Origin of the sequence: Micromonospora sp. A200 (genome assembly GCF_029893845.1) — a bacterium.
Taxonomy (GTDB): Bacteria; Actinomycetota; Actinomycetes; order Mycobacteriales; family Micromonosporaceae; genus Micromonospora; species Micromonospora purpureochromogenes.
Genome location: NZ_JARXXY010000016.1, coordinates 60,260 through 82,240 on the forward strand (window position 1 = coordinate 60,260; position 21,981 = coordinate 82,240).

At 73.7% G+C, this 21,981-nt stretch carries 23 protein-coding genes; 14 read left to right on the top strand and 9 right to left on the bottom strand.

Translation table 11 applies throughout. The annotated features are described in order from the left end of the window. Window positions 1-13: 13 nt before the first annotated feature. On the bottom strand, window positions 14-721 hold the full coding sequence (locus tag M2302_RS17195; protein ID WP_280838888.1) for a VOC family protein: 708 nt from the start codon (window positions 719-721) through the stop codon (window positions 14-16). Between the two features lie 180 nt (window positions 722-901). Between M2302_RS17195 and M2302_RS17200 the strand changes: the two genes are divergently transcribed. The 3 genes from M2302_RS17200 to M2302_RS17210 all read left to right on the top strand — a co-directional run bounded on the left by M2302_RS17200 (window position 902) and on the right by M2302_RS17210 (window position 3,261). Continuing rightward, on the top strand, window positions 902-1,360 hold the full coding sequence (locus M2302_RS17200; protein WP_280838889.1) for an ArsI/CadI family heavy metal resistance metalloenzyme: 459 nt from the start codon (window positions 902-904) through the stop codon (window positions 1,358-1,360). A gap of 447 nt (window positions 1,361-1,807) precedes the next feature. Further along, window positions 1,808-2,770: an L-threonylcarbamoyladenylate synthase gene (locus M2302_RS17205; RefSeq protein ID WP_280838974.1), complete on the top strand. Its 963-nt coding sequence runs from the start codon at window positions 1,808-1,810 to the stop codon at window positions 2,768-2,770. A 71-nt stretch (window positions 2,771-2,841) separates the two neighbouring features. Then, window positions 2,842-3,261 (top strand): CBS domain-containing protein, encoded by a 420-nt coding sequence (locus M2302_RS17210; RefSeq protein WP_280838890.1) that lies wholly within the window; start codon window positions 2,842-2,844, stop codon window positions 3,259-3,261. 73 nt (window positions 3,262-3,334) lie between these two features. On the opposite strand, the gene M2302_RS17215 is transcribed toward M2302_RS17210, so the two are convergent. Together M2302_RS17215 and M2302_RS17220 are read right to left on the bottom strand one after the other, a co-directional pair. Continuing rightward, window positions 3,335-4,132 (bottom strand): MBL fold metallo-hydrolase, encoded by a 798-nt coding sequence (locus tag M2302_RS17215; RefSeq protein ID WP_280838891.1) that lies wholly within the window; start codon window positions 4,130-4,132, stop codon window positions 3,335-3,337. Window positions 4,133-4,190: 58 nt separating this feature from the next. Next, complete coding sequence (locus tag M2302_RS17220; RefSeq protein ID WP_280838892.1) at window positions 4,191-8,720, bottom strand: HAD-IC family P-type ATPase; 4,530 nt, start codon at window positions 8,718-8,720, stop codon at window positions 4,191-4,193. Between the two features lie 170 nt (window positions 8,721-8,890). Between M2302_RS17220 and M2302_RS17225 the strand changes: the two genes are divergently transcribed. The 6 genes from M2302_RS17225 to M2302_RS17250 all read left to right on the top strand — a co-directional run bounded on the left by M2302_RS17225 (window position 8,891) and on the right by M2302_RS17250 (window position 13,070). After that, a complete protein-coding gene (locus tag M2302_RS17225; RefSeq protein WP_348529427.1) occupies window positions 8,891-9,112 on the top strand; it encodes a hypothetical protein in 222 nt (73 codons plus the stop codon). A gap of 89 nt (window positions 9,113-9,201) precedes the next feature. After that, window positions 9,202-10,578, top strand: a complete 1,377-nt coding sequence (locus M2302_RS17230) for an MFS transporter (RefSeq protein ID WP_280838894.1) — start codon at window positions 9,202-9,204, stop codon at window positions 10,576-10,578. An 80-nt stretch (window positions 10,579-10,658) separates the two neighbouring features. Continuing rightward, complete coding sequence (locus M2302_RS17235) at window positions 10,659-11,303, top strand: GAP family protein (protein WP_280838895.1); 645 nt, start codon at window positions 10,659-10,661, stop codon at window positions 11,301-11,303. A gap of 53 nt (window positions 11,304-11,356) precedes the next feature. Further along, complete coding sequence (locus M2302_RS17240; RefSeq protein WP_280838896.1) at window positions 11,357-12,139, top strand: NAD(P)H-binding protein; 783 nt, start codon at window positions 11,357-11,359, stop codon at window positions 12,137-12,139. Between the two features lie 37 nt (window positions 12,140-12,176). Continuing rightward, on the top strand, window positions 12,177-12,371 hold the full coding sequence (locus M2302_RS17245; RefSeq protein WP_280838897.1) for a hypothetical protein: 195 nt from the start codon (window positions 12,177-12,179) through the stop codon (window positions 12,369-12,371). Window positions 12,372-12,521: 150 nt separating this feature from the next. After that, complete coding sequence (locus M2302_RS17250; protein ID WP_280838975.1) at window positions 12,522-13,070, top strand: YbaK/EbsC family protein; 549 nt, start codon at window positions 12,522-12,524, stop codon at window positions 13,068-13,070. An 82-nt stretch (window positions 13,071-13,152) separates the two neighbouring features. On the opposite strand, the gene M2302_RS17255 is transcribed toward M2302_RS17250, so the two are convergent. The 4 genes from M2302_RS17255 to M2302_RS17270 all read right to left on the bottom strand — a co-directional run bounded on the left by M2302_RS17255 (window position 13,153) and on the right by M2302_RS17270 (window position 16,622). Further along, window positions 13,153-13,785, bottom strand: coding sequence for a DsbA family oxidoreductase (locus tag M2302_RS17255; RefSeq protein ID WP_280838976.1), 633 nt, complete (start codon window positions 13,783-13,785; stop codon window positions 13,153-13,155). 20 nt (window positions 13,786-13,805) lie between these two features. Next, complete coding sequence (locus M2302_RS17260; protein WP_280838898.1) at window positions 13,806-14,231, bottom strand: SufE family protein; 426 nt, start codon at window positions 14,229-14,231, stop codon at window positions 13,806-13,808. Between the two features lie 144 nt (window positions 14,232-14,375). After that, complete coding sequence (locus M2302_RS17265; protein ID WP_210773569.1) at window positions 14,376-14,795, bottom strand: CBS domain-containing protein; 420 nt, start codon at window positions 14,793-14,795, stop codon at window positions 14,376-14,378. Between the two features lie 57 nt (window positions 14,796-14,852). After that, complete coding sequence (locus M2302_RS17270) at window positions 14,853-16,622, bottom strand: proline--tRNA ligase (protein ID WP_280838899.1); 1,770 nt, start codon at window positions 16,620-16,622, stop codon at window positions 14,853-14,855. A gap of 155 nt (window positions 16,623-16,777) precedes the next feature. Between M2302_RS17270 and M2302_RS17275 the strand changes: the two genes are divergently transcribed. The 5 genes from M2302_RS17275 to M2302_RS17295 all read left to right on the top strand — a co-directional run bounded on the left by M2302_RS17275 (window position 16,778) and on the right by M2302_RS17295 (window position 20,941). Further along, window positions 16,778-17,308 carry a SigE family RNA polymerase sigma factor gene (locus M2302_RS17275; RefSeq protein WP_280838900.1) on the top strand — a complete coding sequence of 177 codons (531 nt, stop codon included), beginning with the start codon at window positions 16,778-16,780 and terminating at the stop codon, window positions 17,306-17,308. Then, window positions 17,305-18,474 (top strand): hypothetical protein, encoded by a 1,170-nt coding sequence (locus M2302_RS17280; protein ID WP_280838901.1) that lies wholly within the window; start codon window positions 17,305-17,307, stop codon window positions 18,472-18,474. Before M2302_RS17275 ends, M2302_RS17280 begins: the two co-directional genes overlap by 4 nt. A gap of 173 nt (window positions 18,475-18,647) precedes the next feature. Then, window positions 18,648-19,151: a SigE family RNA polymerase sigma factor gene (locus tag M2302_RS17285; protein WP_280838902.1), complete on the top strand. Its 504-nt coding sequence runs from the start codon at window positions 18,648-18,650 to the stop codon at window positions 19,149-19,151. Next, window positions 19,148-20,539: a hypothetical protein gene (locus tag M2302_RS17290; protein ID WP_280838903.1), complete on the top strand. Its 1,392-nt coding sequence runs from the start codon at window positions 19,148-19,150 to the stop codon at window positions 20,537-20,539. Before M2302_RS17285 ends, M2302_RS17290 begins: the two co-directional genes overlap by 4 nt. A 42-nt stretch (window positions 20,540-20,581) precedes the next feature. Continuing rightward, entirely contained in the window at window positions 20,582-20,941 is a 360-nt protein-coding gene (locus M2302_RS17295) for a hypothetical protein (protein WP_280838904.1), read from the top strand. Between the two features lie 18 nt (window positions 20,942-20,959). Here the strand turns inward: M2302_RS17295 and M2302_RS17300 are convergent, their stop codons facing one another. Further along, the gene (locus M2302_RS17300) at window positions 20,960-21,142 is read right to left on the bottom strand and encodes a DUF397 domain-containing protein (protein WP_280838905.1); all 183 of its coding nucleotides are present in this window, start codon (window positions 21,140-21,142) and stop codon (window positions 20,960-20,962) included. Next, a complete protein-coding gene (locus M2302_RS17305) occupies window positions 21,133-21,936 on the bottom strand; it encodes a helix-turn-helix transcriptional regulator (protein ID WP_280838906.1) in 804 nt (267 codons plus the stop codon). The genes M2302_RS17300 and M2302_RS17305 overlap by 10 nt, the downstream gene beginning before the upstream one ends. Window positions 21,937-21,981 lie beyond the last annotated feature (45 nt).

The following is a 21,981-nucleotide window of genomic DNA, read 5'->3' on the forward strand; positions in this document are numbered from 1 at the left end:
GGCCGCGCTGTGGTCAGTTCCCTCTCAGGCAGAACTCGTTGCCGTCGGGATCGGCCAGCACGACGGCACCGTCCTCACCGACCTCGAGCCGAGTGGCCCCGAGGGAGACCAGCCGGTCGACCTCCGCCTGCTGGTCGCCACCGGCCGGGGTGAAGTCGAAGCGCTGCCGGTTCCTCACCTCTTTCGGGGCCAAGGGTGGGCCTCCCCACGCGACCTTCGTGCCGCCCTGCGGTGACTGGATCGCGGTCTCCTGGTCCTGGTCCCACACCAGCGGCCAGCCCAGCGCCTCGCTCCAGAAGAGGCCGACCTCCCGGGTGCCGTCGCAGGCGACCTCCCCGAGCAAGCCACACCCGGCGAGGAAGGCATTGCCCGGCTCGATCACGCAGAACGCGTTGCCCTCGGGGTCGGCCAGGACGACGTGCCCCTCCTCGGGGCGCTGCCCGACGTCGAGGTGGCCGGCGCCGAGCCCCAGCGCCGTCGCCACCGTGTGCTGCTGGTCGGCGTGGCTGGCGCTGGTCAGGTGAAGGTGCATGGGGCGGCTCGGCCCCACCTTCTCCGCGCCGCTCGGGATGAACCGGAGGCTGAGCTGAGTGTCGTCACCAGGCAGGAGCGCGCCACCGGCGTCGTCGGCGACCTCCCGGCCGAGCAGGCCGGCCCAGAACTGCGCCAGGCGAGCCGGGTCGTGCGCATCGAAGGTCACCGTCAGCATTCTGGAGAGCATCACTGCACGGTAGGCATGGGCCAGCAGGACAACAAGGCGGTTTCGGAGCGGTCCACCACCGGCAGCGCCTGTTTCGATACATGCCTAGGTTGACAGACTTCAAAACAAGGTGCGACAGTGGGGTCCACTGCTTCGAAAATCGTCTAGACAAGCCGGTTGAGCCGTCCCAGGAGGAGAACCATGTCCCGCGTCCAGCTCGCTCTGCGCGTTTCCGACCTCGAAGGCTCCGTCGCCTTCTACTCCAAGCTGTTCGGCGTCGAGCCGGCGAAGCGTCGCCCCGGCTACGCCAACTTCGCCGTCGAGAACCCGCCGCTGAAGCTCGTCCTGCTTGAAGGCGAGCCCGACCAGCCGACCGTCATGGACCACCTCGGGGTGGAGGTGTTCAGCACCGACGAGGTCAGCACGGCGACCAGGCGCCTCACCGACGCCGGCCTCATCACGCTCGAAGAGAACAGCACGGAGTGCTGCTACGCCCTCCAGGACAAGGTCTGGGTACGCGGACCCGGCAACGAGCCGTGGGAGGTCTACACCGTCAAGGCCGACTCCCCGCAGTTGGAGAAGGCGACGGCGAGCGCCTGCTGCACCCCGGCCGCCGAGAAGGAGCCCGCCACCAGCGGAGCCGCCGCAAGCTGCTGCTGACCGTCGCGGCCGGCTGCCCTACCAAACCCGTGCGGCAGGAACGACGAGGCTCGGCTGTAGGGGAATCCGTACAGCCGAGCCCGTCGACGGACGCGGTCGGTCCGGGCCAGACGGCAGGCCGTGCCACGGCACCGGCTTCGTCGGCCGGGACAGCTGGTGGTGGCGGGCGCTACCTATCCTCTGCGCCATGGTCGCTCTCAAGCTGTGGCATCTGCTGGTTCTGATGATCTGTGTGCTCCTGCCGACCGCGGCGGCGATCGTGGGCGGGGTCTGGGCGGTCCGCCGCTCACGCAACAGTCGATGAGCGACCCCACGCCGACGACATGCCGGGGGTGGAGTTCCGGGGCGGGGCGTGCCGGGCCGAGGGCGGGTGATCGCGCGGCCGACCGGAGGACCGGTACGTCGGCAGGCTAGCGTCGGGGCGTGAGCACCGGATCCCCACGCGTCCTGCCCGCCGACAGCGGCGTCGCCGAGGCCGCCGCCGTCCTGCGCGACGGCGGACTCGTGGCCTTCCCGACCGAGACCGTCTACGGCCTCGGCGCGAACGCCCTGGACGCCCGGGCCGCCGCCCGGATCTTCGAGGCCAAGGCCCGGCCCAGCTTCGACCCGCTGATCACCCACCTGGCCGACGCCGCCGACCTGGAGAAGCTCGTCGGGCCGGTGCCGCCGGCGGTGGCCGCGCTGGCCGAGCGGTTCTGGCCGGGGCCGCTCACGCTGATCGTGGACCGGCCGGCCGAGATTCCGCCGATCGTCACCTCGGGACTGGACACCATGGCCGTCCGGGTGCCGGACGAGCCCTCCGCGCGGGCCCTGATCCGGGCCGCCGGGGTGCCGGTGGCGGCGCCGAGCGCGAACCGCTTCGGGCAGCTCAGCCCGACCCGGGCCGAGCACGTGGTCAAGGGGCTCGGCGCGGCGGTGGACGTGGTGCTCGACGGCGGGCCGACCCGGTGCGGGATCGAGTCGACCATCGTCGACGCGCGCGGCGCGCAGCCGGTGGTGCTGCGCCTCGGTGCGCTCGCCTTGGAGGAGCTGGTCGAGGCGGTCGGGCCGGTGAGCGTACGGCCGGGCAGTTCCGGGCAGCCGGTGGCGCCGGGCACCTTGGCCGCGCACTACGCGCCGCGTACCCCGTTGCGGGTGGTGACGGGGGCGCAGCCGGCGCCGGCCGACGGCGGCCGGCGCGGTTTCCTGGCCTTTCGGGAGCGGCCGGCCGACGGGTACGCGGCGGTCGAGGTCCTCTCGCCCGCCGGGGACGTGACCGAGGCCGCCGCCCGGCTCTTCGACGCCCTGCACCGGCTGGACGCGGCCGGGGTGACGGAGATCCTGGCGGAGGCGGCGCCCGACACCGGGGTGGGCCGCGCGATCAACGACCGGTTGCGCCGCGCCGCCGCCACCTGGGACCCGGCCGGCTGACGCTCGGATGCATGGTCCCGCGGACCGGGGGTACCGATTCAGTTACCAACCCCCGGAAAGCGAGGTGTCCCATGCCGACCGCACGCGACATCATGACCAACGACGTGACCTGCGTCCGTGAGCAGGACGACCTGCGGGCCGCCGCCAAGCGGATGGCCGAGCTGGGCGTCGGCGCGCTGCCGATCTGCGGCGCCGACAACAAGCTGAAGGGCATGCTCACCGACCGCGACATCGTGGTGAAGGTTCTCGCGCAGGGCAAGGACCCGGCCAACGTGACGGCCGGTGAGCTGGCCCAGGGCGAGGCGGTGACCATCGGCGCCGACGACGACGCCGCGGAGATCCTGCGCACGATGGGCCAGCACAAGGTGCGCCGGCTGCCGGTGATCGACGGGCACGAGCTCGTCGGGATCGTGGCGGTGGCCGACGTGGCCCGGTCGCTGCCCGAGCGCCCGGTGGGCGACCTGATCGAGGCCATCTCCGAGCGCTCCTGATCCCGTCCCATCATCGATCGCCGCCCTCCGGCTCCACGCCGGACGGCGGCGATCGGTGTACGGAAACCGCAGCTCAGCCGGTCAGCGGCACGGTCTCGCCACGCAGGATGGTGCGCACCCCCGACACCAGCCCGCGCCGCTTGGCCTCCTCGACGAAGTGCCGCAGCGGCGACCGGAACACCGGGTAGTCGTCGTAGTGGATCGGCACGGTCAGCTTCGGCCGGATCAGCTCGACCAGGTCGGCGCCCTGCTTCGCGTCCATGGTGAGCAGGATGCCGGCGATCCGGGTGCCGCCCAGGTGGATCAGCATCGCGTCGATGTCCGGGAAGCGCTGCGGGATCTCGGCGAGCTGCGGGCGGCGCAGGGTGTCCCCGGTGACGTAGAGGCGGAACCGGCGCGTCCCGTCCCGGTCCAGGTCGATCATCGTGCCCATCACGTCGGGCAGCAGCCGGTCCAGCGCCCCCGGACCGTGCTGACCGGGCAACGAGGTTAGCCGCAGGGTGCTGGAACCCCGACTGAACTCCCGTGACCGCCAGGTGGGCAGCCCTTCGGCCGCCCGGAATCCCCACTTGCGCAGCTTCCGCTCGGCCGCCTGGGTGGTGATGATCGGCAGCTCGCGGTCGAGCCCCTTGCGGGCCACCCGGTCGAAGTGGTCGCCGTGCAGGTGGGACAGGACCACCGCGTCCAGCGCGGGCAGTTCGGGGATGGTCAGCGCCGGCTCGGTGCTGCGGCGGGACCACAGGCCCTTGCCCAGGTACGCCCGCTGGCCCCGGTGCAGGAAGTTCGGATCGGTCAACAGGGTGAAGCCCCCGATCCGGAGCACCGTCGTCGCGGTGCCGATGAACGTCACGTTTGGCTGATCCGTATCCACGTGTCCCACCTCCACCCGGCCGGTACCCGGGACGGGCGCGGCCATGCGGCCCGCCGCCCTACCGACCGGACGGCTCCTCAGCGGACCCGGCGCTGTGGCTCTCCTCGGCCGGCCCGTCCCCGGCCGATTCGTCGGCCGGGGACGGGCCGGCCGGTCCGTCCCCGGCCGACCCGGTCGGTCCGTCGCCGGTCGGCGGGAACCGCTCGACCAGGCGGGTCAGCGCGCCGTTGGCGAAGGTGGCGCCGAGCGCCGAGCCGGCGGCGATGCCCCACCCGACCGGCCCGAGCGGGGTGCAACCGAAGAACTGGCTCACCCCGGGGGTCTGCACCACCGCGCCCAGCACGCCGAGGGACACGGCGGTGGAGGCGAGCACCATCGGGCTGGTGCCGCCGGCCAGCACCGTCTGCCCGAGCTGGGTGCCGACCAGCGACACCAGCGCCACCGTGCCGGCCCGTTTGCGCCGTCCGGTGTACCGGGCGACCGTCCAGCCGGCGGTCGCGCCGAGGGTGGTGGCCGCCGCGCGCAGGCCGATCTCCCGGGTCATCGTCTCGCCGAGGGAGGTGTCCGGACCCTCGCGCAGCAGCCCGTCGGCGTGGTCGGCGCCGGGTGGCCGGACCGCGATGGCCAGCGCCGGCGCCAGGTCGGTGAGCAGGTTGACCAGGAGCAGTTGCCGCCCGGTCAACGCGGACCGGCCGGTGGCGGCGGCGGTCAGCACGCTGAACGCGATCTCGCCGAGGTTGCCGCCGACCAGGATGCTCAGCGCGTGGCGGACCGAGGACCACATCGCCCGCCCCTCGACCAGGGTGGCGATGATGGTCTCCAGCCGGTCGTCGGTGACCACCAGGTCGGCGGCGGCCCGCGCGGCGGGGGTGCCCCGCTGGCCGAGGGCGATGCCCACGTCGGCCAGCCGGATCGCCGGCGCGTCGTTGGCGCCGTCGCCGGTCATCGCGACGGTACGGCCGCACTTCTGCAACGCCTGGATGATCCGCACCTTGTGGGTGGGGGTGCAGCGGGCGACCACGTCGGTGCGGGCCAGCCGCTCGCCCAGCGCGTCGTCGTCGAGTTGGTCCAGCTCGGTGGCGGTCACCACCCGCTGCGCGTCGTGGCCGTCGCTGATGATCGAGGCGATCGCCTCGGCGGTGGCTGGATGGTCACCGGTGATCATGATGGTGTGCACGCCGGCCTGCCGGATCCGGCGCACGGCCGGGGCGGCGCTCTCGCGCACCCCGTCGGCGAGGGCGAGGAAGCCGACGAAGACCAGGTCGGCCACCTGGTCGTCGGTGACCGTCTCGGCGCCGACCCGGCACTCGGCGACGGCGAGGATCCGGTGCCCGGCCCGAGCCCGGTCGGCGAGCATCGCGTGCAGCCCGGCCCGTCCGTCGTCGTCCAGGTGCTCGTCCCGGCCACCCGGGGTACGCCAGGCGCTGCACCGAGGGAGCACCGTCTCCGGCGCTCCCTTCACGCTGAGCAGCAGCCGGTCACCGGTCCGGCCGACGGTGGCGTGGTAGCCGCGGGACGGCTCGAAGGGCAGCCCACCGACCGCCGCCCAGCCGTCCGCGCCGACCTGCTCCAGCACCCCGGCGTCGCGGGCGCCGCGCCGGACCGCCCGATCGGTGTGCTGCGGCAGCTCGTCCGGGTCGTCGGCGGCCGGGGTGGCCCGCAACGCGGCGGCGAGGGTCTGTTGCAGCCCGTCGTCGAGCCGGTCCACCGGGGCGTACCGGCCGTCGTCGCCGACGCCGGCCAGCCGCAGGCTCCCCTCGGTGAGGGTGCCGGTCTTGTCGAAGCAGAGCACGTCGACCCGGCCCAGCGCCTCGATGGTGCGTGGGTTGCGGACCAGTGCGCCGTGCTCGGCCAGCCGCCGGGCCGCGGCCAGCTGCGCGGCGCTGACCAGGAACGGCAGCCCCTCCGGCACCGAGGCCACGGCCAGGTTCGCGGCGGTCGCCGCCGTCTCCGCCAGGGGTACGCCCCGCAGCAGCCCCGCCCCGGCCACCGCGATCGCCGATCCGGCCGCCAGCGGAAGCGCCGCGTTGGTCAGCTTGCTGAGCCGGGCCTCCACCCCGCTGGCCGGCGGTGCCTGCCCGGCCAGCGCGAGGCTGCGGCCGGACTCGGTCTCGGCGCCGATCGCCACCACCACGGCGGTGCCGTGTCCGGCGGCGACGGTCGTCCCCTCGTAGAGCATCGAGTGACGGTCCGCCACGGCGGCGGCGACCACCGGCTCGACGGTCTTGCCGACCGGCAGCGACTCCCCGGTCAGCGACGACTCGTCCGCCTCCAGCCCGTCGGCGGTGAGCACCCGGCAGTCGGCCGGCACCGCGTCGCCCGGCCCGAGCGTGACCACGTCACCGGGCACCAGTTCCTCGGCGGGGAGCACCCGCTCGGCCCCGTCGCGCAGGACCCGGGCGGTGATCTCCGTACGGGAGAGCAACTCGGCCAGGGACCGTTCGGTGTTGCGCTGGTGCACCGCCCCGATCAGCGCGGAGCCGCCCACCACCCCGCCGACCAGGGCGGCGTCGACCAGCGAGCCGAACGCGGTGGAGAGCACCGCCCCGGCGACCAGCACCGGGGTGAGCGGGTTGGACAGTTCGTCCACGAAGGCGCGTAGCAGGCCGCCGCCCGCGGCGGGCCCCGCGCCCGTGCCGGCGGTGTGCCGGCGGCGCGCCTCGGCCTCGGCCAGCCCGCTGGGAGTGGTGTCGAGCTGCCGCAGCACGGTGTCCACCGGCATCAGGTGCCACGCGGTGGTGGCCGGGGTGGGCGCGCCGTCCGGGTGGGGCAGCCGGTGCGCCCGCCAGACGCCGTGGGCGAAGGCCAGCGCGGCCGCCCCGTTCACCGCCGCCAGGCTGCGGCCGGGCAGCTCCCGCCGGTCGGCGGTGAAGGCGCCCAGCGCGCCGAGGCCGGCGCCGGCCATGGCGAGCCGGATGTTCTGCCGGGTCATCCGGTGGGCCACCCCCGCCGCCTCGATGACCAGGGCCGGGATCCGCAGGTCGGTGCCGACCAGCAGGTGGGCGCCCCAGGGCGGCAGCGCCTCCGCGTCGGCGACGCCGAGGCCGCAGTCGGACGCGGCGAGCGCCGCCCGGTCACCGGACACCACCAGCACCACCGCGCCCTCGCGTTGCAGGGTGCGCACCGACTCGGCGAGGCGGTGGCCGCCGGGCAGGACGGTGTCGGCGAAGGCGTACCGCTGCGGGTCGTCGCCGGCCACGACCAGCCGTAGGCCGGCCTGCCGGGCGGCGGTGGGCAGCGCGTCGACGCCCGGCGCCGGCTCCGGCTCGACCCGGATGACGGCGGCGAGGGTGTCGTGGTGGGCGAGCCCCAGGAGCGGGGCGCCGCCCTCGCGCAGCCGGCTGCTCTCCGGGGTGTCCCCGGGATCGGTCACGTCGAGGCCGTCGAGCGGGCCGAGCCGCCAGCCGTCCGCCTCCCGCGAGCCGTCCGGGTCGTCCGGGTCGAAGAGGGCGAACGCGCGGGCGGCCACCTCGCCGGTCGCCGCGCCGCCCAGCGGGGCCAGGCCGGCGAGCACGCCCCGGGCCGAGCCCAGCACGGCCGCGTCCAGCACCACCGTGTCGATCCGGTCCAGTTGGCGCAGCACGCTGCGGTCCATCGCGATCACGCCGCGCCGGGCGAGCATCCGGCCGAGCTGCGCGGCGTACCCCTCGCGGCCGCTGCCCGGGGCCTTCGGCAGCGAGGACAGGGCGAGCGCGGCGGCGCGCTTGCCGCCGACGACCGGCACCGCGGCGGCCCCGGCCGCCGCACCGGCGGCCAGCGCCCAGCTGCTGTACCGCTCGACCGGGCCGTCGGCCTTCGGCTGGCCCCGCTCAGTGGCGGGCGAGCGGGCGACGGCCCGCTCCGGGTCGCCGGTCAGCCGCGGTTCGGCCTTGTTCCAGGCGGCGAGCTGCGCCCGCGCCTCCCCCCACTGCACGATCCGCTGCACGCTGTCCAGGGCGATGCCTGTCCAGCCGCCGGTGAGCCCCTGGACGACCGCCTCGGCCAGCGGGAACAGCACCTCGGCGCGCGGGTCGGCGCGCAGCCCCCGGTCGGCCAGCGCGTGCAGCTTCGGGTGCAGGTCGATCGCGCCCAGCAGGCCGGCCACCTCGCCGGGGACCGGGGTGAAGGGCAGGATCCGGGTGGCCGCCGAGATGGTCAGGCCGAACGCGTCGGAGGCGAGCGCGCCGAGGGTCCGGGGCGTCCGTGGCCCCTCCTCGGGCGGGTGCGGGGGCGGGATCTCCGGATCCGGCTCGTGCGGGCAGACCCGTTCGGTGCGGGCCACCGTGGCGATCAGGTCGCGCAGCCGGGGCTTCGGCTCCTCGACGGCCACCACCACCCGGCCGGACGGCGCGTTGACCCGGGCCCAGGTCACCCCGGGCATCCGTTCCAGCTCCGTCTCGACCTGCCGGGCCAGCCGGTCGCCGCCGTCCTGGCAGACGCCGTGCACCTCGATGTGGTGCCGTCCGCCGCGCGACCAGACCCGGCGCTGGGTCAGACCGACCGCGCGGACCAGCCGCGACGCGGCCGAGCCGACGGTACGGGACGCGTCGGCGACCAGCGGTGGCACCGGTGGGAGCACGCGGTCGGCGACCCGGCCCAGCGCCGTCATCGAGCGGTACGGCCGAGCCGCCGGCCCCGCTCCCCGCCGTGCCCGCCGCTGCTGCCGTACGCCATCTCGCCTCCCGCGCTCGTCAGGCGGCCTGGCTTCCCGGCGAGCCGCCCGTTATGCCGTCGGAAGGAGGGAAGTTTGCGCCGGTGGGGGGCGGCGGTGGCCAGGAGATGGTCCGCGCGTACACCCGCCGGGTGCAGGTCCCGATGATGGGCGAGATGGCGGTGCCGCCGCCGGACAAGCTCGCCTACTACGCGGGGCTCGGGGTGCTGGCCGCCCTCCAGGTGATCGAGTGGCCTCTGGCGCTGGTGATAACCGCCGGTCACGTCCTCGCCGACCAGCACATGTCCGGCCTGGCCAAGGGGCTCGGCGAGGCGTTGCAGTCGGCCTGACGAGACCGGGCTCACGGTTGACCTCAACCCGGGTTGAGGTCGCAGGCTGAGCCCATGTCGATCACATCTCGCCGGGCCCGGTCGGGCCGGTGACGGCCACCGCCACGCCGCCGGTCGCCCCGGCCGCCCGCCTGTACGACCCGCGCCTGCGGGCGATGACGGTGGGCAGCGTCGCCCTGGTCTCCCTGCTGGCGTTCGAGGCGCTGGCGGTCGGCACCGCGATGCCCACGGTCGCCCGGGCGCTGGACGGTCTCGCCCTGTACGCGCTGGCCTTCGGTGGCACGTTCGCCGCCGGGGTGCTCGCGATGGTGCTCTCCGGCATCTGGTGCGACGCCCGGGGTCCCCGGGTGCCGATGTGGAGCGGGGTCGGGCTCTTCGTGGCCGGGCTGCTGCTGGCCGGCACCGCCACCGCCATGGGGCAGCTCGTCGTCGGCCGGGCCGTGCAGGGCTTCGGCTCCGGGCTGCTCTCGGTCGCGCTGTACGTGGTGGTCGGGCAGGCGTACCCGGAGGAACTGCGCCGGCGGGTGTTCGCGGCGTTCGCCGCCGCCTGGGTCGTACCGTCGCTGGTCGGGCCGGCGGTGGCCGGGCTGATCGTGGAGCACCTGGGGTGGCGCTGGGTCTTCCTCGTGGTGCCGGCGGTCGCGGTCCCGGCGGCGCTGCTGGTCCACTCCGGCCTGCGCACCCTGCCCGCGCCGGTCGGTGGTCGGGCGCCCGCGGGGGCGCTGGCGAGGATCGGCTGGGCGGCCGGGGCGGGGGTGAGCGCCGCACTGCTGCACCACGGGGGGCAGCAGCGCGGCGCGCTCGCCGTACCGCTGGTGGTGCTGGCGCTGGTCGGCCTGGCCTGCTGCGCGCCCCGGCTGCTGCCGGCGGGGTTCCTGCGGGCGGCGCGTGGGCTGCCCACCGTGATCGGCCTGCGCGGTCTGGCCTCGGCGGCGTTCACCGGCGCCGAGGTGATGATCCCGCTGATGCTCTCCCGCGAGCGTGGCTTCACGCCGACCGCCGCGGGTCTGGTGCTCACCGTCGGGGCGGTCTCGTGGTCGGCCGGCTCCTGGTTGCAGGGGCGGCTGCCGACGCCCCGCTCCTCGGCGGCGTTCCCCCGGGCCGGGCTGGCCTGCATCACGGTGGGGACCGCGACGGTCGCGCTGGCGGTCGCCCCGGCCGTGCCGGTGGCGGTCGCGGTGGCGGGCTGGGCGGTGGCCGGCACCGGGATGGGCCTGCTCTTCCCGTCCCTGTCGGTGCTCACCCTGGACCTGTCCGCCCCCGGTGAGCAGGGGCGCAACAGCTCGTCGCTGCAACTGGGCGACTCGCTCTTCGCCGCCACGGTGCTGGCGCTCACCGGGACCGTGCTGGCCGCCGGGGCGGCGCCCGGTCCGGTCGACTACGCGGGGATGCTGGCGGTCGCGGCGGGCTGCGGCCTGCTAGGACTGCTGCTCGTCGGGCGGGTGGTGCCCGCCGTACCCCGCTGACCCGCCGCGCCTCGCCGGCGGTCGGGTGATGCGGCGAATCGGCCCTGGCCGGCGGGGTGGGCCGGGAGGATGGGAAGGCGATGAGCTTCCTGACCGTCCTGCCGTTGGCCGTGGTCATGGTGGCCGGCACGCAACTGGTCGCGGCGGTCTTCCTCGCCTCCGGCGAGCGCCCGCGGCAGGCCTCGCTGGGCTTCCTGGCCGGCGCGGCGGTCGTGGTGGTCGCCGGTACGACGACCGCCTGGCTGGTCACCCGGCGCGTGACCGGCCTCGCCGAGGACGTCGGGGCCGGCCCTCGTGAGGAGATCAGGACCGCCATCGGCCAGGTGGCGCTGGCGCTGCTCGTGGCGCTGGCCGCGGTGGTGTTCCTGCGCCGGCACTCGAAAGGTCAGCCGGCCTGGATGAGCCGGCTGCGGCACGCGGGCCCCGGGTACGCGTTCCGGCTCGGCCTATTGATCATGGTGGCGATGCCCGTCGACGACCTCACCATGGCCACCGTGGGGGCGAACGTCGTCCGGTACGACCTGCCCTGGTGGCACCTGGTGCCGTTCGTGCTGCTCACCCTGCTGCTGCTCGCCCTGCCGTTGCTGGCGCTGCTGCTGCTCGGTCGGCGGGCCGAGCGCGCGCTGCCGAGGATGCGGAACTGGGCCGACCGCCACTCCTGGATCGTCAGCGAGATCGTCGTCGCCTTCTTCATCCTGATGACCGGGGCCGACCTGATCAGGTGACGTCACGATCGGCCCGCCAGTTCCGTCGAGCTGTCGACCGAAGGGAGTCGGGAATGAAGGTGCTGGTCACCGGTGCCGGTGGCACGCTCGGGCGGGCGGTGCTGCCCCGGCTGCGGGCGGACGGGTTCGACGTGCGGGCGATGAGCCGGCGGCCCCGGCACGACCCGGCGGCGGAGTGGGTCGTCGCCGACGTGGAGACCGGGGTCGGGCTGGCCGAGGCGGTGGACGGCGTGGACGCGGTGCTGCACCTGGCGTCGCTGCCGAACAGTCGGCGTACCCACCGGGTGGACGTGCTGGGCACCCGTGACCTGGCCGTCGCCGCCGGGGCAGCCGGCGTCGCCCACCTGGTGTACGTCTCGATCGTCGGCGTCGACCGGGTGCCCTACGCCTACTACCGGCACAAGCTGGCCGCCGAGCGGGTGGTGGCGGCCGGCCCGGTGCCCTGGACCGTGCTGCGGGCCACCCAGTTCCCGCCGTTCCTCGACGCGCTGCTGCGGACGGCGAGTCGGCTCGGCCCGGTGATCGGCGACCCGGCGGTGCTCGCCCAGCCCGTCGACCAGCACGAGGTCGCCGGCCGGCTCAGCGAACGGCTCACCGCCGGCCCGCTGGGCGGCACCGAGGAGTACGGCGGTCCGCAGGTGCTCCGCTTCGACGAGGCGGTCCGCGCCTGGCGGGCGGCCCGGGGCTCGCGCCGGCCGTTGCTGCCGGTGCGGATTCCCGGCCGGCTGGGTAGCGCGCTGCGCGCGGGCGGGCTGACCACCACGGCCACCCCGACGGGCCGGCGGACCTGGGCGGATCACCTCGCTGACACGTACGGGGGAACCGGCCGGAGATGAAACCTCCCGCCGTTCACGTTCGCCTTACCGTGGCGCCATGTTCATCGTCATCGCCACCGTCATCCTCTACGTCTTCGGGTTCGTCTTCCTCTACGGCGTGATCCGGCTCGCCGTCCGGCACGGGATGGAGGACCTGGAGGCCCGCCGGCCGCAGGTGCTGCGGGCCGCCCAGTCGGCCTCCGTCGACGACCGCGCCTTCATGCGCGAGAACGCCTTCCTCAGCGGTAGCTGAGCCGCCGTTCCGGGCCGGCGTGATCCACCCCGTTTGCGGCGTGTCGCGGCTTCGGCAGCGTGGGACACCGCGACACGCCGCAAGCGGGGTGGATCAACCCCGCCGGCCGGCGGGCGGATCAGTGCGGCGGGTGCGAGGATCGCAACCGTGATGGGGACGTTGAAGACCGAGCCTGCCCGCACCCGAACCGACCTGCTGGCGTCGCCGGTCGCCGCCGCGTTGGCGCAGTGGCCGGTCGAGGCTCCGGTGGACGTCGAGGACGTGCTGGTCGCCCCGATCGACGCGACGCTCGCCGACACCGCCGCCTTCTGCGCGGCGTACGAGGTGGGGCTGGACGTGTCGGCGAACTGCGTCGTGGTCGCCGGCAAGCGGGAGGGGGAGATCCGCTACGCCGCCTGCGTCGTGCTCGCCACCACCCGGGCGGACGTCAACGGGGTGGTCCGGCGGGCGCTCGACGTGCGCAAGGCGAGCTTCGCCCCGATGGCCGACGCGGTCGAGTTGACCGGCATGGAGTACGGCGGGATCACCCCGATCGGCCTGCCGGAGAGCTGGCCGATCCTGGTCGACTCCCGGGTGATCGCGACTCCGCACGTGATCATCGGATCCGGTGTCCGGCACAGCAAGATCGCGCTGCCCGGCCCGGCGCTCGGCGCACTGCCCGGCGCCCGGGTCGTCGAAGGACTGGCCCGACCGGCCTAGCCGATCGGCCGGCCCAGCCGGCCCAGCTCGTCACGCCCGTCGATGTGGTTGCACGTGAAACATCACGGGGGTCGATGCCCGGTCAGGCGCCCGACTCGCGGCGCTCCACCTCGGACAGCGCGGCCAGCAGCGTCTCCGGCTCCTGCGCGCCCGTGACAGCGTATTTGCCGGCCAGCACGAAGGTGGGCACGCTGCTCACCCCGAGCTGCTGGGCGGCGGTCAGGTCGGCGGCCACCTCGCGACGCCCGACCGGGGAGTCGAGGTGGTCGCGGACCTCGGTCTCGTCCAGGCCGACCTTGCCGGCCAGCTCGACCAGCGCGTCCCGCGAGCCGAGGTCCACCCCGTGGGTGAAGTGCGCCGCGTAGAGGGCCTCGACCATCTCCTCGGCCAGGCCGCGCTCGGTGGCGTACCGGATCAGCCGGTGCGCCTCGAAGGTGTTGGCCTGCACCGCGCGGTCGAAGCGCAGGTCCAGCCCCACCCCGGCCGCGACCTGGGTGACCTGGGCGAACATCGCCGCCGCCCGCTCCCGGCCACCGAACTTCGCGGCCAGCGCCTCGACCAGCGGCTTCGGCTCGGTCACCGGCGTGGGGTCGAGCTGGAAGGGGCGGTAGCGGACGGTCACGTGACCGCCGTACGACGCCAACGCCTGCTCCAGCCGGCGCTTGCCGATCCAGCACCAGGGGCAGACCACGTCGGCGTAGATCTCGATCTCCATAACCGGGCTGAACACCCAGCTCAGCCCGCTTGTTCCCGGACCTGGCGCTTGAGTCGGGCCAGGATGGCGGTGCCGCCGCGCACCCGCAGCGGGCTGATCGCCTGGGCCAACCCCATCCGCTGGTAGAGGTCGTCCGGCACGGCCAGCACCTGCTCGGTGCTCGCCCCGTCCAGGCCCTCGGCGAGGATGCCGGCGAAGGCGCGGGTGGTGGGCGCCTCCGGCGGGCAGTCGAAGATCGTGCTCACCGTCCGATCCGCGTTGACCTCGGCGCGGAGGAAGAACGAGGTCTGGCACTCGGGCACCTGTTCCATGCCCTCCCGGTCCACGCCCGGCGGCAGGGGCGGGATGACGTCGGCGTATTCGAGCAGCATCTCCAGCACCACGTCGCGGGGTGCGGCGGCGAACTCCTCGACGATCTCGGCCAGCTTCGTCGGCATCTCGGGCATCCCGCCAGGCTACCGCCGCCCGCCCGGGACGCCCGGCGGTCGGCGATCGGCGGCCCGGCTTCCGGTGACGAAGGTCGCGGCCGGCGGCCATCGACCCGGCACCGCCACGCCCACGAGAGCGAGGGGCACCGGGTCGATCACGGGTCAGGCGTTCGGCGCCGCCTCGCTGATGTCGGCCAGCGCCGAGGTCGGGTCGAGCTGCATGGCCAGGTCGCCCAGGGAGACGATGCCCACCAGCTTGCGCTCGTTGTCGCAGACCAGCACCCGCCGGATGTTGCGCTCGCGCATCAGCGACGCCGCCTCCGAGGCGGTCGAGTGCTGCTCGATCATCACCACCTCCCGCGTGGTGATCGAGCCGATGGTGGTGGCCGACGGGTCGCTGCGCTCGGCCACCGCCCGCACCACGATGTCGCGGTCGGTCAGCACGCCGGCGAGGGTGGCGCCGTCGGTGACCACCACGTCGCCGATGTCCGCCTCCTTCATCACCCTGGCCGCCTCGTCCAGGGTGGTCTCCGCCGACAGGTAGACCACCTGCTTCGTCATCACGTCACTGACCCGGTACATGAGAGCCTCCGAAAACACCCTTGGTCGATCCCGCAGCGGTACCCGGTGGCGCGCCGGCTACACCCGGTTGCCGAGTGCGCGGCCCACCTCGTCGACCAGCCGCTCGACCAGCCCTTCCACCGGCAGCTCCACCCGCTCGTCGCCGGCCCGGTCGCGCAGCTCGACGTACCCGTCGGCGAGCCGGCGGCCGACCACGACGGCGCGCGGGATGCCGATCAGCTCCGCGTCGGTGAACTTCACCCCGGCGGAGACGTTCACCCGGTCGTCGACCAGCACCCGCAGGCCGGCGGCGGACAGCCGCCCGCCGAGGTCGAGCGCCGCGTCGAGCTGCGGCCCCTTGCCGGTGGCGATCAGGTGTACGTCGACCGGCGCGATCGCCGCCGGCCAGCGGAGTCCCCGCTCGTCGTGGTGCTGTTCGGCGATCGCGGCCACCGCCCGGGAGACCCCGATGCCGTAGCAGCCCATGGTCGGCCGGACCGGCTTCCCGGCCGAGCCCAGCACGTCGAGCGCGAAGGCGTCGGTGTAGCGGCGGCCGAGCTGGAAGATGTGCCCGATCTCGATGCCCCGGCGCATGGTGAGCTCACCCGTGCCGCAGGCCGGGCAGGGGTCGCCGGGGCGCACCTCGGCCGCCTCGATGGTGCCGTCCGGGGTGAAGTCGCGGCCGGCGACCACGTTGGTGGCGTGCCGGCCCGGCTCGTTGGCGCCGGTCAGCCAGGCGGTGCCGGTGACCACCCGCGGGTCGACCAGGTAGCGGATGCCGAACTTCGCCATGATCTGCGGCCCGATGTAGCCGCGGACCAGCTCGGGATGGGCGGTCCAGTCGTCGAAGACGGCCACGGTGGCCGGGGCGAGGGTCGCCTCGACCCGCTTCAGGTCCACCTCCCGATCGCCGGGCAGCCCGATGACCAGCAGCTCCGACGACTCCGCGCCCGGCCGGCGCACGCTCAGCACGACGTTCTTCAGGGTGTCGGCGGCGGTCCAGTCGTCCCGGTCGGCCAGCCGGCGGGTGTTCGCCAGCTCGACCAGCGAGGCGATGGTGGGTGTCTCCGGGGTGTCGTGGACCTCGCTGGCCCGCTGCGCGTCCGGGTCCGTGGCGGCCGGGGCGGGGGTGGTCACCGCCTCGGTGTTCGCCGCGTAGTCGCATTCCGTGCAACCGACGAAGGTGTCCTCGCCGACCTGCGTCGCGGCCAGGAACTCCTCCGACGCCGAGCCGCCCATCGCCCCGGACGTCGCGTGCACCACCGTGTAGTCGAGCCCCAGCCGGTCGAAGACCCGCCGGTACGCCGCCCGGTGCCGCTCGTACGACTCCTGGAGGCCGGCCTCGTCGAGGTCGAACGAGTAGGCGTCCTTCATCAGGAACTCGCGCCCACGCAGCAGTCCGGCCCGGGGCCGGGCCTCGTCGCGGAACTTCGTCTGGATCTGGAACAGCGTCACCGGGAAGTCCCGGTACGAGGTGAAGAGGTCCTTCACCAGCAGGGTGGCCATCTCCTCGTGCGTCGGGGCGAGCAGGTGCTCGGCGCCCTTGCGGTCGGCCAGGGTGAAGATGTCGTCGCCGTACTCGGTCCACCGGCCGCTGGTCCGGTAGGGCTCGGCCGGCAGCAGCGCCGGGAAGTGCACCTCCTGGTCGCCGATGCCGGTCATCTCCGACCGGACGATCTCGGTGACCCGGTCCAGCACGAGCTTGCCCAGCGGCAGCCAGGTGTAGCCGCCCGGCGCGGCGCGACGGATGTAACCGGCGCGCAGCAGGAGCCGGTGGCTCGGCACCTCCGCGTCCGCCGGATCCTCGCGCAGGGTCCGCAGCAGCAGGGTCGACGTACGTAGCAGCATCAGCGCAGCGTACGACCGGCGCGGCGGGGCCGGCGACGCCATTACCCGGGTCGGTGCCGAAACTTGTCGCGTACATCGGTCGCCCGGACGGCAACCCGGCGACCCCGGGGTGGCGTCTGGAAGAGCATCAACGACTACCCCAAGGATCGGCTCGTGTGGACCCTCTCCTGAGTGAGTTCGACTCGTTCGTCCGTACCCGGACGCCGGCGCTGCTGCGCTCGGCCTACCTGCTGACCGGTGACCAGCACCTCGCTGAGGATCTGGTCCAGTCGGCACTCGCCCGTACCCACCGCTCGTGGGGCCGGCTGCACGACAGCGGCAACGCCGAGGCGTACACCCGCAAGATCATGTATCACCTGCAGGTCTCCTGGTGGCGACGCCGGCGGGTGCCCGAGTCGATGACGGGCGAGCTGCCCGAACCACGCGGAGGCGACTCGGGCCCCGACCACGCCCACCAGACCACCCTGCGGCTGACCCTGCGGGCCGCCCTGGCCAAGCTCTCCCCGAAGCAGCGGGCCGTGCTGGTGCTGCGCTTCTTCGAGGACCGCACCGAGGCCGAGGCCGCCGAGCTGCTCGGCGTCACCGTCGGCACCGTCAAGAGCCAGACCTCCAAGGCACTGGCCAAGCTGCGCATCGTCGCACCCGAACTCGCCGAGCTGTACGTCCTGGAAGGAAGCGCCCGATGAACGACCAGCGTCTCCGGCTCGACCTCGCCGACCTGGCGGAGGAGGTCACCCCGGTCGACCTGCGGGACCGCGCCCTGCGGACGTCCCGCCGGATCGGCATCCAGCGCGCGATCGCCACCTCGGCCGCGGCGGTGGTGCTGTTCGGCGCGGCCACCGGCACCGCGTTCGCGTTCCTGCCGAACCGGGGTGCCGACCCGATCCCCGGCACCACGCCGCCGGTCACCGCCAGCCCGTCGCCCACCGCGTCCCCGACCCCGTCGCCCTCCGGCAGCCCGTCGATCGCCCCGCCGGCCACGTCGACCAGCAGCCAGCCCGCCAGCAGCGCCACCTTCGGCCGGCTCCACTACGGCCCGGTCAGCTCGGGCGGGGCCGACACCGCCCACCTCTACTCGTGGACGCCGGGTGGCACCCCCGTCCGGCGGCTCGCCCTGCCGGTAAACCCGGCGCAGCTCAACGCCGCTGTCTCGCCGGACGGCCGCCGGGTGGCCTGGGTGGAGGACGGCGGCGCGCTGTGGACCTCCGCCCTGGACGGCTCCGGCAAGCGCAAGCTCCACGACCTGGTCGACAACATGTGCTGGTCGCCCACCTGGTCGCCGAACTCCCGGCAGCTCACCGTGCGGCTGGGCGCGGCGGACGGCAGCTTCTCCAAGGCCGGCCTGCTGGACGTGTCGTCCGGTGCTTTCACCGAGGTGGCCGGCTTCGACGGCTGCCACCCGGTCTGGGCCGCCAACGGCACGGTGGCCTTCGCCGACGGCTCGAACGGCACCGTCGTCGTCACCGACCGCACCGGCGCCGGGCGGCGCACCATCCCGGGCCTCGGCAGCAAGGGCAGCCGGTACGTCTGCTTCGACGTCGCCAGCATCTCCCCCGACGGGCGGCGGATCGCGCTGTACCGGATCGACCGCGACGGCACCTATGGCGACGCGGCTCGCAGTCTGTCGGCCAACGCCGTGCTCGACACCCGGACGGGCAATGTGGTGACCCTGCCGCTGGGTGGCCGCGAACTGCGGCAGGCGTACTTCCAGGCGGACGGCTCGCTGGTGGCCCGGGTGCGCAGCGGCGGCCGGTACACCCTGATCCTCGTCGACAAGGCCGGGAAGAAGGTCGCCGAGAAGCCGGAGCCGAGCAGCCTGGCGTCCATGCAGATCATCGCCGCCGTGGACTGACCCATCGGGTACGACAGGGGCGGGCCGTCCTCCGGGGCGGCCCGCCCTCGTCGGGTCAGGGATCGGAGCCTCCGCCCTGGTGAGCTGTCGGGCACGATCTGCTCCGGCCACACATGCACCCGGCCCCAACCATCGAACCGACCGCAGGCGTCTTGTCTGGTGAGGGGGTGGGCATGACCGAGACGTTCCACGAGTTCGTGGTGCACCGTTCGCCGGCCCTGTCCCGGACCGCCTACCTGCTCACCGGCGATCACCAGCTCGCCGAGGACCTGTTGCAGAGCGCCCTGGCCAGGACGTACCGGCACTGGCGGCGGATCCGTGGCGGCGACCCGGACGCGTACGTGCGACGGGTGATGTACCACCAGCAGGTCTCCTGGTGGCGACGCCGCCGACTGACCGAGCGGCTGGAGTCGGAACCCACCGACCGACCCGCCGCCGACCACACCGACGCCACCGCGCTGCGGCTGAGCCTGGCGGCCGCGTTGCGCCAACTCAGCCCGCGCCAGCGCGCCGTCATCGTGCTGCGGTTCTACGAGGACCTGACCGAGGCCCAGGTTGCCGACGTGCTCGGCTGCTCGGTCGGCACGGTCAAACGGCATGGCCACGACGCGGTGCGACGGCTGCGAGCCATCGCCCCCGACCTGGTCGACCGGACAGCTGAGAGGAGCCCGCGATGACGTCACGACTGCGCGAGGCCCTGCACACCGCCGCGACCGACGTTCCCGCCTATCCGGTGTACGAGCGGGCGCTCGCCACCGCCCGCCGATCCCGCCGCCGCGTGGCGCTCGCGGCCGGTGCGGCACTGATGCTGGTCGTGCTGGTCGGGCTGGTGCTGCCGCCGGGGCGTACCCCCGCGGTCGATCCAGCGGCCAACGCGGACGCTGCGCTGCCCGACCGGATCGCGCTGCCCCCGATCGGTACGCTGCACGCCACCGATCGGCCCCGCCTCGGTTCCGCGTCGGTCATCTTCAGCGGACAGGCGCCGCGCCTGCAGGGCTGGGACGAGAACGGGATCGTCGGGATCGTCAGCGCCGACTCCGACCGGTACCGGATCATGTCCATCGGCTACGAGGCTCCGGCCGGCGAGAAGATCCTGCTCTCCGCCGACGGCCGGTACGTGGCCAGGCCGGCCGGGTCGCAGGACGACCCGCGCATCGACATCGTCGACCTGGTTGCCGGCCGCACTCGGCGACTGCCCAGCAAGGTCGCCGACAGCGTGTCGACCGTCCCGCTGGCGTGGTCGCCGGATGGTGGGCACCTGGTGGTCCGCGACGACAAGCCGGTGGCTTTCAACGGCGCGACCTACACCTCCGTGCTGAGCCTCGTGACGCTCGACGGCGAACGGTGGACCCAGTTCGCCGACGGTGCTCAGGAAGCACACTTCGGCTCCGCGGTTGCCTTCGCCCCGAACGGGACCCGGCTGGCTTACCAGTACGGACGCAGGGTGGCCGTCACCGATCTGGACGGCCGGGAAATATCCTCGTTCGGGCTGCCCGCCGAGTCCTGGCTCGGCGGCAAAGGGGCGTGGACGGAGGATGGGGCTCTGACGCTCGTCACCCGGCAGGGCGGTAGCACCACCTGGAGCCTGCGCCGGGTCGATCCTCGCACCGGTCGGGACACCGACCCGCTCCGCCTGCCCGGCGTGACCGGCGTGACCGCGATCCGGCTGCTCGGCTGGGGCCCGGACGGGTCGGCGGTGGTGGTGGCGTACCAGCCCGAACCGCTGTCTCCGGACCGGTTCGACCAGCCCCTGGAGATGGACCAGCGCACGGCGTATCCCAACGTCCGCAGTGTGCGGGTGCTGGCGTTGTCGCCGGGGGCCGCCGCGCCGCGCGCCATGATGACCGCCCCGGAGCAGGTGCTCGCCGTCGACGTGGCCGACGGCGTGATCAGCGGCGGGCGCATCCGCGACGCGAGGCCGCCGGGCGGGGTGGGAGGCCGGTTCTGGTTCTGGACGGTTCTCATCACCGTCCTGGTGACCGGCATTGCCGCGTACCGTGGTCGGGAGGGACTGTCTCGGTGGATCAATGAACGGCAGGCTTCCCGATCACCAGAGCTTTCGTGATCCGTCCCGGCAGCGAGCGCGGCCGGTTGTCTAGCCTTGGGCATGCTCGACGGTGGCTCCCGCAAGCGAAACCAGCCCGCACCGCCCCACGTGATCTTCGAGGCACTGACGGAGCCGAATCACGATCCGGCTCGCCCCTGGTTGCTGCTGCTCGATGACGAGGATCGACCGCAAACGCTGAGCATCGAGGTACCGCACCTCGTCGTGTGGTCTTCGATCTGGCGGAAGCGGCCGGACGCGAGGGTACGGTTCGACCTCCTGCCCGGCGGCGGAGGCGGGACAGACCTGCGTTGGACCCTGTTCCTGGCCGAGCCGCTGCCGGAGCCGGCGCTGTTAGGGCACATGCGTAAGCGACTCAACCAGCTGATCAACGCGAACCTGCGATTCACGTTCGGTCAGTAGGTGGGCAGGCCCCGACTGTCAGTTCTGCTTGGTGGAGTTGACGAAGGCGCGCCAGGTCTGCGGGTCGAAGGTGAGCACCGGGCCGGCCGGGTCCTTGCTGTCGCGGACGCCGACGACGCCGGACAGGTTGTCGGCCACCTCCACGCACTCGCCCTGAGCACTGCGGGTGGACTTGCGCCAGGTAGCGCCGGTCAGGTCCATGACGTCATCACTTCCTTCATCAGCAGGGTCGACTGCCGGCGAGGCAGGGCCTCGCTGCGGACGCTCTCCCACCTCGCCAGCAGGATAGCCACATCGTCATCGGTATCGACCACTACGCCGCCGAGCTGGTTCTCCAGGTGACCAACCCATCCGCCGTCCGTGGTTCGCGCCAGGGTGAATGGCCCGGCTAGTCCAACATGCACGCTGACCTCGGCCGGGATGACGTGGACGCTGATGTGCGGGCGATCAACGCACTCGATGAGGTGCGCGATCTGCTGGGTCATGAGCCCTCGGAAGCCTTCGTCGGCACGACGGAGAACGACTTCCTCGATCACGGCCACGAACTGAGGTGCTTCCGTCCGCAGGAGAATGGCCTGCCGATCCATTCGGACTGCCAGCCGCTTCTCCACCTCGTCGTCGCTCAGAATGTCGTTCGTTCGGATCACCGCGCGGGCATAGTTCTCCGTCTGTAGCAGGCCGGGAATGATGCTCGGCTGGTAGCAGCGGAGCTGCTGCGCCTGCCGCTCCGCCTCCAGCCACGGCCGGAACCAGCTCGGCTGCCCGTCCCGCTCCGCGAGCTTGAGCAGCGACGTCAACAGCCCACCCGTGCCCAGCACCTCGTCCGCCCGCTTGAGGAAGAACCGGTCGAGCGGGCGCTGGCCCAGCTCGACTGCGGAGACCTGGGAACCCGAGAAGTGGACGAGTTTCCCGAACTCCTCCTGACTCAGCTCGGCGTTCACCCGCAGCCGGCGTAGTTGGGACCGGATCAGCTCGGCGGTCGGCTCGCCTTCCACACTTCCTCCACGATTCCCTCGGCGTCTCCACGGCCCGTCCCCGTG

Bases quoted from the DNA above. Each gene is read 5' to 3' on its own strand.
- M2302_RS17210 (WP_280838890.1), top strand. From the start codon at position 2,842: ATGCCGACCGCACGCGACATCATGACCAACGACGTGACCTGCGTCCGT.
- M2302_RS17290 (WP_280838903.1), top strand. From the start codon at position 19,148: ATGACGTCACGACTGCGCGAGGCCCTGCACACCGCCGCGACCGACGTT.
- M2302_RS17225 (WP_348529427.1), top strand. From the start codon at position 8,891: ATGGTCCGCGCGTACACCCGCCGGGTGCAGGTCCCGATGATGGGCGAG.
- M2302_RS17260 (WP_280838898.1), bottom strand. From the start codon at position 14,231: ATGCCCGAGATGCCGACGAAGCTGGCCGAGATCGTCGAGGAGTTCGCC.
- M2302_RS17195 (WP_280838888.1), bottom strand. From the start codon at position 721: ATGCTCTCCAGAATGCTGACGGTGACCTTCGATGCGCACGACCCGGCT.
- M2302_RS17285 (WP_280838902.1), top strand. From the start codon at position 18,648: ATGACCGAGACGTTCCACGAGTTCGTGGTGCACCGTTCGCCGGCCCTG.
- M2302_RS17245 (WP_280838897.1), top strand. From the start codon at position 12,177: ATGTTCATCGTCATCGCCACCGTCATCCTCTACGTCTTCGGGTTCGTC.
- M2302_RS17270 (WP_280838899.1), bottom strand. From the start codon at position 16,622: ATGCTGCTACGTACGTCGACCCTGCTGCTGCGGACCCTGCGCGAGGAT.
- M2302_RS17295 (WP_280838904.1), top strand. From the start codon at position 20,582: ATGCTCGACGGTGGCTCCCGCAAGCGAAACCAGCCCGCACCGCCCCAC.
- M2302_RS17265 (WP_210773569.1), bottom strand. From the start codon at position 14,795: ATGTACCGGGTCAGTGACGTGATGACGAAGCAGGTGGTCTACCTGTCG.
- M2302_RS17240 (WP_280838896.1), top strand. From the start codon at position 11,357: ATGAAGGTGCTGGTCACCGGTGCCGGTGGCACGCTCGGGCGGGCGGTG.
- M2302_RS17250 (WP_280838975.1), top strand. From the start codon at position 12,522: ATGGGGACGTTGAAGACCGAGCCTGCCCGCACCCGAACCGACCTGCTG.
- M2302_RS17280 (WP_280838901.1), top strand. From the start codon at position 17,305: ATGAACGACCAGCGTCTCCGGCTCGACCTCGCCGACCTGGCGGAGGAG.
- M2302_RS17300 (WP_280838905.1), bottom strand. From the start codon at position 21,142: ATGGACCTGACCGGCGCTACCTGGCGCAAGTCCACCCGCAGTGCTCAG.
- M2302_RS17200 (WP_280838889.1), top strand. From the start codon at position 902: ATGTCCCGCGTCCAGCTCGCTCTGCGCGTTTCCGACCTCGAAGGCTCC.
- M2302_RS17255 (WP_280838976.1), bottom strand. From the start codon at position 13,785: ATGGAGATCGAGATCTACGCCGACGTGGTCTGCCCCTGGTGCTGGATC.
- M2302_RS17220 (WP_280838892.1), bottom strand. From the start codon at position 8,720: ATGACGGCGCTGGGCCGGGTCGCCGACCGCGTGCTCCCACCGGTGCCA.
- M2302_RS17235 (WP_280838895.1), top strand. From the start codon at position 10,659: ATGAGCTTCCTGACCGTCCTGCCGTTGGCCGTGGTCATGGTGGCCGGC.